Origin of the sequence: Sphingopyxis sp. (assembly GCF_035998965.1) — a bacterium.
Lineage (GTDB): Bacteria > Pseudomonadota > Alphaproteobacteria > Sphingomonadales > Sphingomonadaceae > Sphingopyxis.
In genome coordinates this window covers 46,457-58,853 of record NZ_DASYHE010000057.1, presented here as the reverse complement: position 1 = coordinate 58,853, position 12,397 = coordinate 46,457, and the positions used below count along the sequence as shown (strand labels likewise).

The window sequence follows — 12,397 nt, the reverse complement described above, 5'->3', positions numbered from 1 at the left end:
CGGATGGAATAGTCTCGCCGCGAATGCGCCGGGGAACGCCTGCGGCCGCGCGCAAGAAGCTCGTGGCGAACCGGGTCTCGAAACCGGCCTTTGCGATCGGCGAGCCGATTTCATCAACGAGCGTGTCGGCAAATTGCGATGCGTCACGCTCCATGAGAGCCGAAGCCTTTATCATCCATCCCTCGCGCGCGGCTGCGGAAAGGTCGCGGTTCCGGCGATAGGCCGTGTCGGCCGCCTCAACTGCTCGATCGACGTCGGCCGGAGTCCCGGCAGCCGCCCGGGAATAGAGACTGTCGTCAATCGGGTTCAGGCTTTCGAAATAAGCGCCGTCGCCAGGGGCAACCGGTGACCCGCCGATCCAGTGGTCAAGCCCCCTCACTTCGTCCTTACGCATCATGAATCTCCTGGGAGCGTGGGTCGCGTGGCATCAGGGACGCGCCGACTTCGGCCATATGCCCTGCTTTCCGGGCGAAAGAATGCCGTTGGGATCGAGAGCGTCCTTCAGGCGGTGATGGAGATCCCAAAGCGCCCCGTCGTTGTAACGATAGGTTCCAGCAATCTGGTCCATGAAGGCGAGATGAGTACGATATTCGCCGAACCCCGCCGCCGCGGCCTCATCCACCAGGAGACTGAAGAGATCGTGGGCGCTCTTGCGCATCGTTTCATCGGCCCGATTGTACATGATCATCAAAATGTGATGCATGTCCCGCCAGCCGACCAGAAACTCCCCGATGTAGTCGAAGCCGAATTCGTGGCAGCGTTTCTTGATCAGATTATATTGAGCCAAGGCTTCCGCCCCGTCGGGCGCGGAAATCGGGGAAAAGTTGACGTGTCCCCCTCCGCCGATCCAGTTCATGATGCTGAACTCGGTCATATTGGGTTCGCCGCGCATGAGCTTAACGCGATAATCCCACGCAGGATCATTCTCGCGCGCGAAGTGGAACTTGGCGCCCGGAATGTTGCTGAATGCCTCCTCGATCAATTTCCAATTATTCTCGATCATGGGCGGTGGTCCGTAGAGGGCGCCGTAATAATTCCACATCCCGAGATTGAGGTCCGCGGCGATCTTCGTCCGGATCGACGGCGGGAGCGGCCCCTTGCCGTCATAATAATGTCGCCGCGTGGTCTTCGCCGAGGCCTCCCACAATAGGTCGACCGCGACCGCTGCGTTAGGGATCACCTGATTCACCTTGAGCGGGCGCGTGATCTCGAAAATCTGCTCGAGATCCTCTTCGCGTGGAAAGGTGATCATGAACGGCTTGTAACCGGGCGGCTCCGGCATCAGCCAGATGCCGAGTTTGGTGACGACGCCGAAATTCGACTGGGTGAACATGCCATCGAACTGCGGTCCGAGCCCATGTTTGCTGATCTGCCAATGCTTGCTGTTAGAGATGCCTCCCTGGCCCGTGCGAACGACCTGGCCATCGGCAAGCACAACTTCCATCCCGCATTGCATAATGAAGTGATCGCCATAGGGCGTGTAGCCGGCGCCATGCTCGAGCGCGTTCCCCATGACGCCGCCCCAGGCGGGCGCTGCCGGATCGATCCACAATTTGCTGCCGATCCGCTGCAGGTGGCGATAAAGCTGCATGTAGGAAACGCCCGGCTCGACCAGCGCATATCCATATTTTTCGTTGACTTCGATGATCCGGTTCATCCGTTTCAGATCGAGGACAAGATATCCGGATTTGCGGGGTGCCGGCCCGCCATATGCGAAGTTCCGTCCAGTCCCGATGGTCCAGATCGGCAATCGGAAGCTGTTGGCGATGGCAAGGATCCGCTGCACCTGTTCGACGCTTTCCGGAGCGACGGCGGCAGAAGGAAGCAGAGTGCCATCGGCAAGCGGCGAATACGCGTCGCGGTAAGTCGACAGCGGAAGCTCGTCGACGAAAACCCAGGTTTTGCCGACGACGCCTGCGAGTTCATCGAGGGCCCGTGAAAAGTCGGCCGCCGCAATTCCCTCGGGCAGCGGCGGCCTCACCGCGTTTCTCCGGCAAGCCGAAAGGCCCAGGTCACAAGTAGGCCGGGGCTATTCGAGGCGAGTGCACATTCCCCCGAAATGCACGCGGCCCGGCGCGGTGATGATTTGTGGCCGTCCAGCTCATCGCGAACTTTCTGCGCAACGACGGCGGGCCAAGTATATTGCGGGAGCGCGCCCAAGCCGGGGGCGGCGCCGATGCGGTGTGTCCAGCGGCCCGCCTCATAGGAATGTTCCCATCGAAGCAAAGGCTCCGCTCCACTCTCGATGAGCAACTGGGCCGCAATCATTGCAGCGGGGTCGGAGGTCAGGCCTGCAATCACCTGCGCGCCGCGGGGCCAGTCGCCAAGCAACTCATCCAGCCCGCTTCCGACATCCAGCGCGAGAGACTTTTTCGAAGACGATATGAGGGACGCGGCAAAACGCTCGCTTTCCTCAACCCTTGGCTGGCTGACGACGAGAACGGCCTCTTCGTCCGCCGCACTTCCTGACCGGAAGCGGGAGGCTCCAACCAGACCCGCGCAAAAAACCCCGGCGCCCAATAGCTCCCGGCGCATCAGCACTGCCGCCATCAAATTGTCCTTTCCGATTTATCCGCCTGCGCCAGAGGCATCACTTCTGCGCCCTTCAGTCCGGTCCATCGGCGATCGGCGGCCCGATGGATGCCGAACTGGTCGAGGACCCGGATGCAGCTATGGTCGACGATTTCGTCGATCGACGATGGCCGAGCGTAGAACGCCGGGACGGGTGGGAAAATTATCGCCCCCATTTCGGTACAGGCTGCCATGTTTCGAAGATGGGCAAGGTTCAGGGGCGTCTCTCGCACCATGAGCGTTAATGGACGACGCTCCTTGAGCATGACGTCGGCAGCTCGGGTGATCAGATTGTCGGAGAGCCCATTGGCGATCGCCGCAAGGGTGCGCATGGAGCAGGGCGCGACAATCATGCCGTCACAGAGAAACGATCCGCTCGCGATACTGGCGCCGACATTCCGTATGTTATGAACCACGTCAGCCGACGCTTCAAATTTTTTCAGCGTTAGCGGCAGTTCCTCGCGGATGTTGAGCACGGCTGCCTGGGAGACCACGAGGTGCGTTTCGCAGCTCGGATCTTCACGCAGCATTTCCAGCAGACGCAGACCGTAGATTGATCCTGTCGCGCCGGTGATCGCGATCACGATCTTTTGCAACGTCATCGCCCCCGCCGGCGGAGGCCGCCTGTATCCGGTCGATTCGGCACTAGCATAGCCCGCTCCCGATTTCCTATTTGGACACAGCATACAATCCGTTGCTTATTGTGCAAGGCCAAAACCGGCGCGCGGATCGCGGTCACTGGCGGAATCGATCGAGCAGCCCGCGTGCCGCATCGGCGAGGGCGAACGCATCTATTCCGACAGCGACGAAGCTTGCGCCGCCGGCGAGATGTGCATCGAGAAGCGCGAGATCGCGCGACAGAATTCCCGCTGGCTTTCCCGCGGCAAGGATGCGGGACAACGCGCCCATCGTGAGCTCGCGCACCCGCTCCCGGTTGGCGCTTCCCAAGAGCCCGGCCGACGCTGCCAGATCGGCTGGACCGATGAACAGCGCGTCGATCCCGTCGACGCCGGCGATTGCTTCGATATTCTCGACACCCTGAATCGTCTCGATTTGCGCAATCAGACAAAGCCGCTCGTTGGCATCGGCAACATGGGTCGCAATGCCGCCCCAGCGCGATGCCCTTGCACCGCCGATGCCTCGGCTGCCCGATGGGGGGTAGCGGCATGCTTCGACCAACCGGAAGGCCTGCTCAGCCGTTTCGACCATCGGAACCATGAGGGTCGTCGCTCCCAAGTCGAGGATTTGACGGATCGCGACGGGGTCTGATGAAGGCACGCGCACGACGGCAGCGCAGGGCGGGCAGGACGCTATTGCCCGCAATTGCTCGATTATCCCGGGCAGAGTTTGCGGTCCGTGCTCGGCATCGACAAGGAGCCAGTCGAACCCCAGTCCGGCGCAGATTTCGGCGATGTCGGCGTTCGCCAGCGCCAGCCAGAATCCCATCTGCGTCCGCCCTTCGGCGAGCGCGACTTTGAAATGGTTGGGAGGATTTGCTGACGACATGTCAGACAAACCGCATCGCGATCGAGCCGAGCCTGCCATAATCCGCAGATATCACGTCGCCGCGCGACACAGGGACCGGGCGGGTAAAAGAACCGCCCAGCAGGATTTCGCCCGCCTGCAACTCTTCTCCCCACTGCGACAAGCGATTTGCCAACCACGCGACCCCTCGCGCTGGATGGTTTAGCACGCCAGCCGCAATTCCTGTTTCCTCGATGACGGCATTGCGAGATAATATGGCGCCGGCCCATCGCAGGTCGATGGCGTCCGGCCGGATGGGCCGGCCGCCGAGGACGATCCCGGCATTCGCCGCGTTGTCGGCAATCGTATCCTGGATTTTCCGGGCGCTGCCGGTCTCCGCGTCGATCGGCTGAACGCGGCTGTCGATGATCTCCACGGCGGGCACTACATATTCAGTGGCAGCGAGAACAGCCCGTGTCGTCACATCGGGACCACCCAGCGGCCGGGAGAGAATGAAGGCCAATTCGACTTCGACCTTCGGATTGATGAAGCGATCGATGGGAATTTCGCTCCCCTCCTCGAACGCCATGTCATCGAGCAACGTGCCATAGTCGGGCTCGGTGATACCAGCAGACGCCTGCATCGCACGCGATGTCAGACCAATCTTGCGGCCAATGGACCGACGTCCCGCCGCCTTCTTGAGCTCAACCCACGCGCGGGCGATGCGATATCCATCTTCTATCGTCATCTGAGGGAAGCGAAGCGACAGCTGCCGGACGGGTGTTTGGCTCGCCTCGGCGACATCCAGTTCACGCGCGAGCGATGCAACAGTCTCGTCGTCCATCTCGGCTACTCCCCGTCCCACAATTGCTTATCTGGCAAATGCATTGCACAATGAGATATGAGAGTCCAGTCGGCAGGTCGCTAGAGTTTACAATGGACAACACGATAGCCATTGTGCAATGTCCAGGTCGGATGGAATGCCATCGATAAGACGGAAGGGAGAGATTTCATGGGTTCGGATGTCATCCGGGAAGAGAAAATCGAAGGACGCGGGCTTACGTCGCACACGATGATCGCCGGCGATCCCAAGAAGCCTGCCATATTACTTCTGCATGGCGCCGGGCCGGGTGCGCACGCCGCATCAAACTGGCGCCACCTAATGCCCGATCTCGCCGAAAATTTCTTCGTGATCGCACCCGATCTGATCGGATTTGGCCAGTCCACCATACCGGATCCGTTCCCGGACAATGTCATGGCGTGGATCGGTGTCCGCGTCGAACAATGCCTCGGACTGATGGACGCGCTTGAGATCGACAGCGCCCATATCGTCGGAAATTCGATGGGCGGCGCGCTGACACTGCAGCTTCTGAGCGAAACGCCCGAACGATTCGATAAGGTCATTCTCATGGGGTCGATAGGTGCCCCGGCGCCGCGGACGCCGGAGTTGGTTCGGCTGCTCTCCTTTTATTCCGATCCGCGCCCAGCGCGATATCGCCAGCTGATGCACAGCTTCGCCTATGACGCTGACAAGTTCGAAGGAATGGAAGAGATCGTATCGTCGCGCTATCAAATTGCGACCGATCCCGCTGTCATGTCCATCGCGTCGAAGATGATCGATTCGATGAAGGTCGGGATCGAAACGCTTGCAATGCCGCCGTCGATCTTGGGCAAGCTTCCGCACGACGTGCTGATTTTTCACGGCAGGCAGGACCGGATCGTCCCTCTCGATACGAGCCTCTATCTGCTTGAGCATCTCCAGCATGCCGAACTCTATGTTCTCGATAGGTCGGGACACTGGAGCCAGCTTGAGCGATGGGACATCATGCGCCCGATGCTCGAACGCCATTTTGGCGCACGCGACTGGACGACGGCCTGAGGGCCGTTGTCACCCCGATGACGTACATATCCAAGGGCGCTGGCTCTCACCATCGCTCCCAGGTGTGACTAGATCGGATAGACCAGATAGCGGGGTAGTACCGTCGTATCGAGGAGGGTGCGACGGGAAAGAAGCTTAAGATCTCCATCCGCGCCTTCTCGAACGAGATCCTCATATTGCCCCGTCGCGAGGACTTCGGACACGCCGCTGTCTTCGGGCGTCATGAACACGCTGAAGTTGGACCGCGCTTTCCAGGTGTTATCATCAATTCGGTCCGCCGCGACGCGCTGAACGAAATGCCGAGTTCGATAGTCCTGAAATGTCCCGGCCCATATCTTCGTGATATAGGTCACTCGGTCGAGCAGGCGCGCGTGGCAGTCGTCGTACATGAAGCCCAGCGCGAGCCCCTGTTCCTCATTTTCACGCGACAGACAGATATAGGATGCGTCGTCCTCTTCCACATAGTTGGATAGCCAGCGCTGCATATCCTTGCTGTCGAGTGCGTCCGCGTCCGCGACGAGCAAGTCGTCGAGCGCGCGATTAAAGTTTTCGGGCGCCAAGGTCATGCTGCGCGCCTTTCGAAACCCATTATTTCCCGATAATATTCCCATCTCGGAAGATTTCCGCTCTCGTCGTTCTGAAGGAACTCGTCCTCGATCTTCTCTTTGTCACGGACACCTTTTTGAAAGATGGCCGCGCCGGGCGTGTGGTTCCCGATATGAATCCGGTGAAAAATCGACGCGTCTTCCATGCTGATCAGGCCGCTCGGACCCAAGAGGTTCGAACTTTGGCGCAAGCGGTGCCGCACCATCTCCTCATCGTCATCGGCATGCGCGAAATAAGCGTAATGCACTTCGACCCGCTCATGATCGATGGGCGTCGCGAACCGCAGGTTGATAACGTCCAAATGCTTCGTTGCAACGAAGGTCGGAAAGAGGCTGACGATCCGGGATCCGACGGAGGGGTCCTGCCCCTTGAACTCGATGATCGACGGATCTTCGAGCATCGTATCGCCACGGGCAACCGACAGCTCGGATTCAAAGCCTATATGGCCCCGTTTCGTGCTGGTGAACTGGCGCCCCTTACCGCCCTGCCAGTTTAGGAGATTGAAGGCCTGGTGCAGGAGCGGTGCATGATAGCCGTCATTGTCGGTATAGGACTTCCAGTTCGTGTTGTACCGGACCTTCTGGTAGCCGAGCAGCTTGAGGCGGCCGTCCCCCCCCACGAGCTCGCGGAGCGTTTCCACGATCGATCCGAGGCATTCGAGAAGGGGTTCGGTTCGAGCGGACATGGTGACGAACACGACGCCGTAGACGCTCTCCATCCGGGGTTGGGCCAAGGGATAGTCGGAGCGGTTGAAGCCAGGCACGAACTCGCGCTGGTTCGGACACCCGACCAGGTCCCCCCGCGTGCTGAACAGCCAGCGATGATATGGGCATTCGAATTCCTGCTTGTTACCCATCGGAGCGGTTTCGAGCTGGTTCCCGCGGTGCGAGCAGGCGTTGAAGAAGGCGCGAACGATACCATCATCGCCGCGCGCGATCAGCAGGGGAATACCGGCGAGACGAAACGTCTTGAAATCCCCCCGTTCCGGGATCTCGCTCTCATGGCAAACCGGATGCCACTCCTCGCCATGAAAAATGCGCTGCAGTTCGGTGTCGTAAACGTCCTTGCGTACAAAAACTTCCTTCGGAATCTCATTGAAATTGTGAGGCCAGTCCAAATCTAGCTTCGTCATGGGATTGCCTCCAATGATAATGGCGTGGATTGCTCGCGTTCCAGCTCGCGTCCCAGATCGGCCCACATCGTGCCGGATTTGCGCGCCCCGGCCAGAAACGGCTCGGGTACGAGATGATAGGGCGGCCGAACTGGTCCCGCTTTCATCCACCCTGCAGCGTCCATTCGGGCCTTCTCGAGGCCGATGTTATACGTTGAAAATTCCTTGAAGCTCCCATTCGGGAACAGGGGCGCGGCGGTGGGGCCCAGACGCGCCTGCAGCGCCCGCGCGGCCGCCCAGTCGCCGCTTGCCCTCGCCTTCGCGACAATATCGCGCAAACTCGTCGTCACGAGCGGATGGCAAACGGCGCCACTGGACCAGAAGGCATCGATCTCGTCGACCATCCGCGCCGCCGCATAATAATCGAAATCGATGGGGAGTAGCTTGATATTGCCCTTCACGGCCGCGAGATCGGCCAGCAGCGTACCGACCCCGATATATTTCGCGGTCACGACCTGGGGAATTTCCGCGACCTGCGCCCAGAATGCCCGCGGAAAATCGAACTTGAACGCTTCGGGGTTGGCGTAAATGGCGATATTCATTTCGGGGACGGCCTCGGCGACGTCGCGATAGAATTGCACGGAAACGTCGAGCGCGGGCGCGCACCACATCGGAATGCCAAGCATGGTCCCGTCGGCGCCAAGCGCAAGCGCTTCCCGGGTCAGGGCGATCGTATCGCGCGTGTTAAGGCAGGTCGTGCCCACGAACACGGGAACGCGGCCGCCGGCCGCATCGACAATCGCTCGCATATAATCGAGCTTTTCGCCGTGGGTGAGCGTTGCCGCCTCTCCCAAAGTTCCCATGCTGAGAATGCCGTCAATTCCAGCGTCGATCAGCCCGTTCACCACCCGCGCGGCTTCATCCAGGTCGACCGTGTTCTCTGAGCGCCAGTCCGAGGCGTTTTCGGTAGCGGGCGTCGGCACGATGGCCCAGGCGCCTTTGATATCATCGGGTCGGAGCAGCCGGCTGCGCATCATCCCTCTCCTTTTGGACCTGCAGAATCACGGCCCTTTCGTTGTTCATAGTGTAATGCATTACTCCTTGTGTTTGCAAGCTGCGACATGTAATTCCTGAATCAACCATTGCGTAACAATTCTATCCAGTTGATATTTATCAATTTTAGTTGCGCAATAATGGAGAGCTCACGATGATTTCCTCCGGGCGATATGCCGATAAAATTGCCGTGGTTACGGGCGGAGCCCAAGGCATCGGATTGGCGGTTGCGACCCGAATGGCCCGGGAAGGCGCGACAGTGACCATCGCTGACCGCGCCGAGGACGCCACGATGGCGGCCGTTGCGGGCCTTCGTTCCGACGGGCTCGACGCTTATGGTGAAATTCACGACCTTGAGAAAAGAGACGGCGCCTGTTCGCTTTACGGGAATGTGATCGAGCGGCATGGGCGCGTCGATGTCGCGGTCCATAATGTCGGCGGCACGATCTGGGCCAAGCCCTTCTGGGACTATTGCGCGGAGGAGATAGAGGCTGAGATCAACCGTTCGCTCTGGCCTACGATCTGGTGCTGTCATGCCGTGCTCCCGCATCTTTTGGCGGCGGGCCAGGGTGCGATCGTCAACGTCGGCTCGGTCGCGACGCGTGGGATCAACCGCTTGCCCTATGCCGCAGCGAAGGGCGGCGTTGCTGCGCTGACCGTGGCGCTTGCCCAGGATCTCGAAGACAGGCCCATTCGGGTCAATTGCGTGGCGCCAGGCGGCGTGAACGTCACGAGAGTCACACCCAGAAATCCGGCCGAGCCCACCGAGGCAGACAAGGCAGGGTTCGAGGCTGTCGTAAGGCAGACGCTGCGCGATACCCCGATGGCGCGCTTTGGCGAGGTCGACGAGATAGCTGCCGCCATCTGTTTTCTCGGCGCCCCCGAGGCCTCCTACATCACCGGACAGACGCTCTATGTTGCCGGAGGCGGGATAGGCTGAAGTTCGGGGACCTAGGAAGCAGACTTCTTCAATATTTCGCGCAGCGGGACATCGACATCGGCCAACTCCGCCGGTCCGACGCGCGCGCGGCGTTCGACAAGGCGCTTGGCGACTCCCATATCTGCCGACCGGTTCGCGGTCAGCGCGCCCATGACGAGATCTCCTGCGAGGAAGAATGCGCAAAAGGCATCATCCTCCACCCTCCCGCGCATGATGAGCTGCTGCTGCGCGTCGATGCGCCCGGTCACTTGTATGTTCAGATCATATTGGTCGCTCCAGAACCAGCACGGGCGGCAATATTCGACGGGTTGACCGAGCATGGCGGCCGCTGCAGCTGCGCCCTGCTCGGCTGCATTCTGATAGGTCTCCATTCGCACGCGGCCGCCGAAGAAGTCGGGTTGCTCGGCGACGTCGCCCGCGGCGAAGATGACGGGATTGCTGGTACGGCATTGCGCGTCGACTACGATCCCATTGCCGACGATCAGGCCGGCATCCGCTGCCAGTTCGACGGCCGGGACGATCCCGATACCCACAACAACTGCGTCGCAGGCAAGTTCTTCGCCATCATCGAGCTCGACGGCGCAGACTTTCGCGCCGCTCAGGCGAAGACCTTTGACCGATCGGCCGTAGAGCGCACGAACGCCCTGCATCCGGTGATGCTCGCCGAGCCAAGCTCCAAAATGGTCCCCGAGTGCCCGGATCATCGGCGAAGCGAACGGCTCAACAGCGGTAACATTGCAGCCCATTCGCCGCGCGCTGGCAGCAACCTCGGCGCCGATGACGCCCATTCCGATGATCACGATCTGCGCGCCGGGCCGCAGATCGGCGGCAAGGCCGGCGGCGTCGCCAAGGGTGCGAAGATGGTGCACATTGGCAGCCTCGGCCCTTGGCAAAGGCAGGCGGCGAGCGGCGCCGCCCGTTGCCAGGAGAATGCGGTCCGCCTGAACCGCTTCGCCGGACGCGAGCCTCAGCGCGCCGGCGCGCAGGTCGATCGCCGTTGTTCGCACGCCCAGGCGGAGCTCGACCTTGTTCGAGGCGTACCAATGCTCGTCATGAAGATAGAAGCTTCCAGAAGGCGTTCCGCCTTCCCACAGAAACTCCTTCGAAAGCGGCGGCCGTTCGTAAGGGCGCCACGGCTCCTCGCCGATGAGATGAATATGGCCGTCATAACCTGCGCTGCGCAGTGATTCCGCCGCCCTTGCGCCGGCCATGTTTGCGCCGACGACCGCAATGCTATTGATCACTATTGGTCACCCTATTGATCGAACATTCCAAGCTTGCCCTCGTCGAGGTTCACGATCACCGACTTCGTCTGGGTATAGTGGTTGAGCACCTCGTGACTAAACTCCCGGCCAAACCCGCTCTGCTTGTATCCGCCGAGCGGCATGTTTGGTTTGAGGTTATAATATCGGTTGATCCATACCGTCCCGGTTTCAAGCTTCCTTGCAATGCGATGCGCGCGCGCGAGGTCGCGGGTCCACACGCCGCCGGCGAGGCCGAAGCTCGTGTCATTGGCACGCGCCATCATCTCGTCCTCGTCGCGCCAGCTTTGCACTGTGGTAACAGGACCGAAGATCTCTTCTTGCGCAATTCGCATGTCGTTTGCGACCTTGGTGAAGATTGTCGGCTGGACGAAATGCCCTTTCGCGAGCCCGGCATCCGCCGAACGCGCGCCGCCGGCAAAGACCGTCGCCCCTTCCTCGATCGCGAGCGCGAGGTAGGATTCGATCTTCTCCATTTGCATAGTCGAAGCCTGCGCTCCGAGCTGCGTGGCAGGGTCCAGCGGATCGCCCTGCCTGATGTTGCCGAGCGCATCACGAAATTTCTCGAGAAACTCTTCCTCTATTGCCTCGTGAAGGAAGAGGCGCGACCCGGCGAGGCACACCTCGCCCTTGTTAAGGACGGTCGACATCGTTGCGCTCTCGACAGCCGCGTCGATATCGGCATCGGCACAAATGATGTGCGCCGATTTTCCGCCGAGTTCGAGCGTCTGCGGAATGATATTCGCCGAGGCATATTGGATCACGCGGCGCGCGGTCGCGACCGATCCCGTGAAAGCGACTTTGCGCACGTCGGGATGGGTTACGAGCGCCTCTCCGACGTCGGCCCCATAACCCGTGACGACATTCACCACACCCGGCGGCAGAATATCGGCCATCTCCACGAAAAATTCGAGCACCGAGAGGCATACCGTTTCGGCCGGCTTCAATACCACCGTATTGCCCGCCGCCAGAGCCGGCGCGATTTTGCACGCCATCATGAGCAGGGGAACATTCCACGGTATGATCTGGGCGCAGACGCCCAGCGGCTCGCGGTGCACGATGCCGATCGCATCGGGAAAGTCCAGCGTCTGGCCATGCAGGCCGTAGGCGGCACCCGCGAAGAGTTCGAACTGGCCGATCGCGTTGGGCAGGTCGAAATACAGCGACTCGCGGATGGGCTTACCGTTGTTCAGCGTTTCGAGGACGGCATATTCTTCAAGGCGCGCCTTGAGGCGGCGCGCAATTTCGTAAAGAAGGTCCTGCCGCTCCGCCGCGCTGCTCTGGGACCATGCGGGAAAGGCCGCTTTTGCCGCCGCCACGGCCCGACCAACATCGGCGGCGTTCCCAGCTTGAATTCGGGCGAGCGTCTCACCCGTAGCAGGGTTGAGCAGCGCGATTGTCTTGCCGCTGGCGCCCCCGACCCATTCTCCGCCAATCAGATGGCCATATTCGTCGCGAATGCCATAGTTGCTTTCAATCGCCTTCAGATTTGTCGACATGTCGCTTCTCCA

Annotated in this window: 13 protein-coding genes; 2 read left to right on the top strand and 11 right to left on the bottom strand. The window is 60.6% G+C overall.

What is annotated here, in order from left to right; translation table 11 throughout:
* The 6 genes from VGN68_RS10575 to hpaH form a co-directional block, all read right to left on the bottom strand.
* The coding region (locus tag VGN68_RS10575) for an aldehyde dehydrogenase family protein (RefSeq protein ID WP_327476423.1) at positions 1-394 on the bottom strand (394 nt) is incomplete at its 3' end.
* Positions 395-427: 33 nt separating this feature from the next.
* Positions 428-1,981 (bottom strand): FAD-binding oxidoreductase, encoded by a 1,554-nt coding sequence (locus VGN68_RS10570; RefSeq protein ID WP_037557655.1) that lies wholly within the window; start codon positions 1,979-1,981, stop codon positions 428-430.
* Complete coding sequence (locus VGN68_RS10565) at positions 1,978-2,550, bottom strand: hypothetical protein (protein WP_052182497.1); 573 nt, start codon at positions 2,548-2,550, stop codon at positions 1,978-1,980. Before VGN68_RS10565 ends, VGN68_RS10570 begins: the two co-directional genes overlap by 4 nt.
* Complete coding sequence (locus VGN68_RS10560) at positions 2,550-3,173, bottom strand: UbiX family flavin prenyltransferase (protein ID WP_231732769.1); 624 nt, start codon at positions 3,171-3,173, stop codon at positions 2,550-2,552. The genes VGN68_RS10565 and VGN68_RS10560 overlap by 1 nt, the downstream gene beginning before the upstream one ends.
* A 133-nt stretch (positions 3,174-3,306) precedes the next feature.
* On the bottom strand, positions 3,307-4,077 hold the full coding sequence (locus VGN68_RS10555) for an HpcH/HpaI aldolase family protein (protein ID WP_037557654.1): 771 nt from the start codon (positions 4,075-4,077) through the stop codon (positions 3,307-3,309).
* Between the two features lies 1 nt (position 4,078).
* A complete protein-coding gene (gene hpaH / locus VGN68_RS10550) occupies positions 4,079-4,879 on the bottom strand; it encodes a 2-oxo-hept-4-ene-1,7-dioate hydratase (RefSeq protein ID WP_037557653.1) in 801 nt (266 codons plus the stop codon).
* 168 nt (positions 4,880-5,047) lie between these two features.
* On the opposite strand from hpaH, the gene VGN68_RS10545 reads away from it, so the two are divergent.
* Positions 5,048-5,914, top strand: a complete 867-nt coding sequence (locus VGN68_RS10545; protein WP_037557652.1) for an alpha/beta fold hydrolase — start codon at positions 5,048-5,050, stop codon at positions 5,912-5,914.
* A gap of 68 nt (positions 5,915-5,982) precedes the next feature.
* On the opposite strand, the gene VGN68_RS10540 is transcribed toward VGN68_RS10545, so the two are convergent.
* From VGN68_RS10540 to VGN68_RS10530, 3 genes are read right to left on the bottom strand one after another with little or no spacing between them, the layout of a single operon-like run.
* Complete coding sequence (locus tag VGN68_RS10540; protein WP_037557651.1) at positions 5,983-6,480, bottom strand: aromatic-ring-hydroxylating dioxygenase subunit beta; 498 nt, start codon at positions 6,478-6,480, stop codon at positions 5,983-5,985.
* Complete coding sequence (locus tag VGN68_RS10535) at positions 6,477-7,652, bottom strand: aromatic ring-hydroxylating oxygenase subunit alpha (protein ID WP_037557650.1); 1,176 nt, start codon at positions 7,650-7,652, stop codon at positions 6,477-6,479. The genes VGN68_RS10540 and VGN68_RS10535 overlap by 4 nt, the downstream gene beginning before the upstream one ends.
* Positions 7,649-8,665, bottom strand: a complete 1,017-nt coding sequence (locus tag VGN68_RS10530; RefSeq protein WP_037557715.1) for a dihydrodipicolinate synthase family protein — start codon at positions 8,663-8,665, stop codon at positions 7,649-7,651. Before VGN68_RS10530 ends, VGN68_RS10535 begins: the two co-directional genes overlap by 4 nt.
* Positions 8,666-8,838: 173 nt before the next feature.
* Here VGN68_RS10530 and VGN68_RS10525 point away from each other — a divergent pair, with 173 nt between their 5' ends.
* The gene (locus VGN68_RS10525; protein ID WP_037557649.1) at positions 8,839-9,624 is read left to right on the top strand and encodes a 1,6-dihydroxycyclohexa-2,4-diene-1-carboxylate dehydrogenase; all 786 of its coding nucleotides are present in this window, start codon (positions 8,839-8,841) and stop codon (positions 9,622-9,624) included.
* Positions 9,625-9,635: 11 nt separating this feature from the next.
* Here the strand turns inward: VGN68_RS10525 and VGN68_RS10520 are convergent, their stop codons facing one another.
* Both VGN68_RS10520 and VGN68_RS10515 read right to left on the bottom strand, forming a co-directional pair.
* Entirely contained in the window at positions 9,636-10,868 is a 1,233-nt protein-coding gene (locus VGN68_RS10520) for an NAD(P)/FAD-dependent oxidoreductase (RefSeq protein ID WP_327476419.1), read from the bottom strand.
* Positions 10,869-10,879: 11 nt separating this feature from the next.
* Positions 10,880-12,385, bottom strand: coding sequence for an aldehyde dehydrogenase family protein (locus VGN68_RS10515; RefSeq protein ID WP_037557648.1), 1,506 nt, complete (start codon positions 12,383-12,385; stop codon positions 10,880-10,882).
* Between the last annotated feature and the right edge of the window lie 12 nt (positions 12,386-12,397).

Excerpts from the sequence above, each read along its gene's own strand:
- VGN68_RS10565 (WP_052182497.1), bottom strand. The coding sequence starts at position 2,550 with ATGGCGGCAGTGCTGATGCGCCGGGAGCTATTGGGCGCCGGGGTTTTT.
- VGN68_RS10560 (WP_231732769.1), bottom strand. The coding sequence starts at position 3,173 with ATGACGTTGCAAAAGATCGTGATCGCGATCACCGGCGCGACAGGATCA.
- VGN68_RS10555 (WP_037557654.1), bottom strand. The coding sequence starts at position 4,077 with ATGTCGTCAGCAAATCCTCCCAACCATTTCAAAGTCGCGCTCGCCGAA.
- hpaH (WP_037557653.1), bottom strand. The coding sequence starts at position 4,879 with ATGGACGACGAGACTGTTGCATCGCTCGCGCGTGAACTGGATGTCGCC.
- VGN68_RS10545 (WP_037557652.1), top strand. The coding sequence starts at position 5,048 with ATGGGTTCGGATGTCATCCGGGAAGAGAAAATCGAAGGACGCGGGCTT.
- VGN68_RS10540 (WP_037557651.1), bottom strand. The coding sequence starts at position 6,480 with ATGACCTTGGCGCCCGAAAACTTTAATCGCGCGCTCGACGACTTGCTC.
- VGN68_RS10535 (WP_037557650.1), bottom strand. The coding sequence starts at position 7,652 with ATGACGAAGCTAGATTTGGACTGGCCTCACAATTTCAATGAGATTCCG.
- VGN68_RS10530 (WP_037557715.1), bottom strand. The coding sequence starts at position 8,665 with ATGCGCAGCCGGCTGCTCCGACCCGATGATATCAAAGGCGCCTGGGCC.
- VGN68_RS10525 (WP_037557649.1), top strand. The coding sequence starts at position 8,839 with ATGATTTCCTCCGGGCGATATGCCGATAAAATTGCCGTGGTTACGGGC.
- VGN68_RS10515 (WP_037557648.1), bottom strand. The coding sequence starts at position 12,385 with ATGTCGACAAATCTGAAGGCGATTGAAAGCAACTATGGCATTCGCGAC.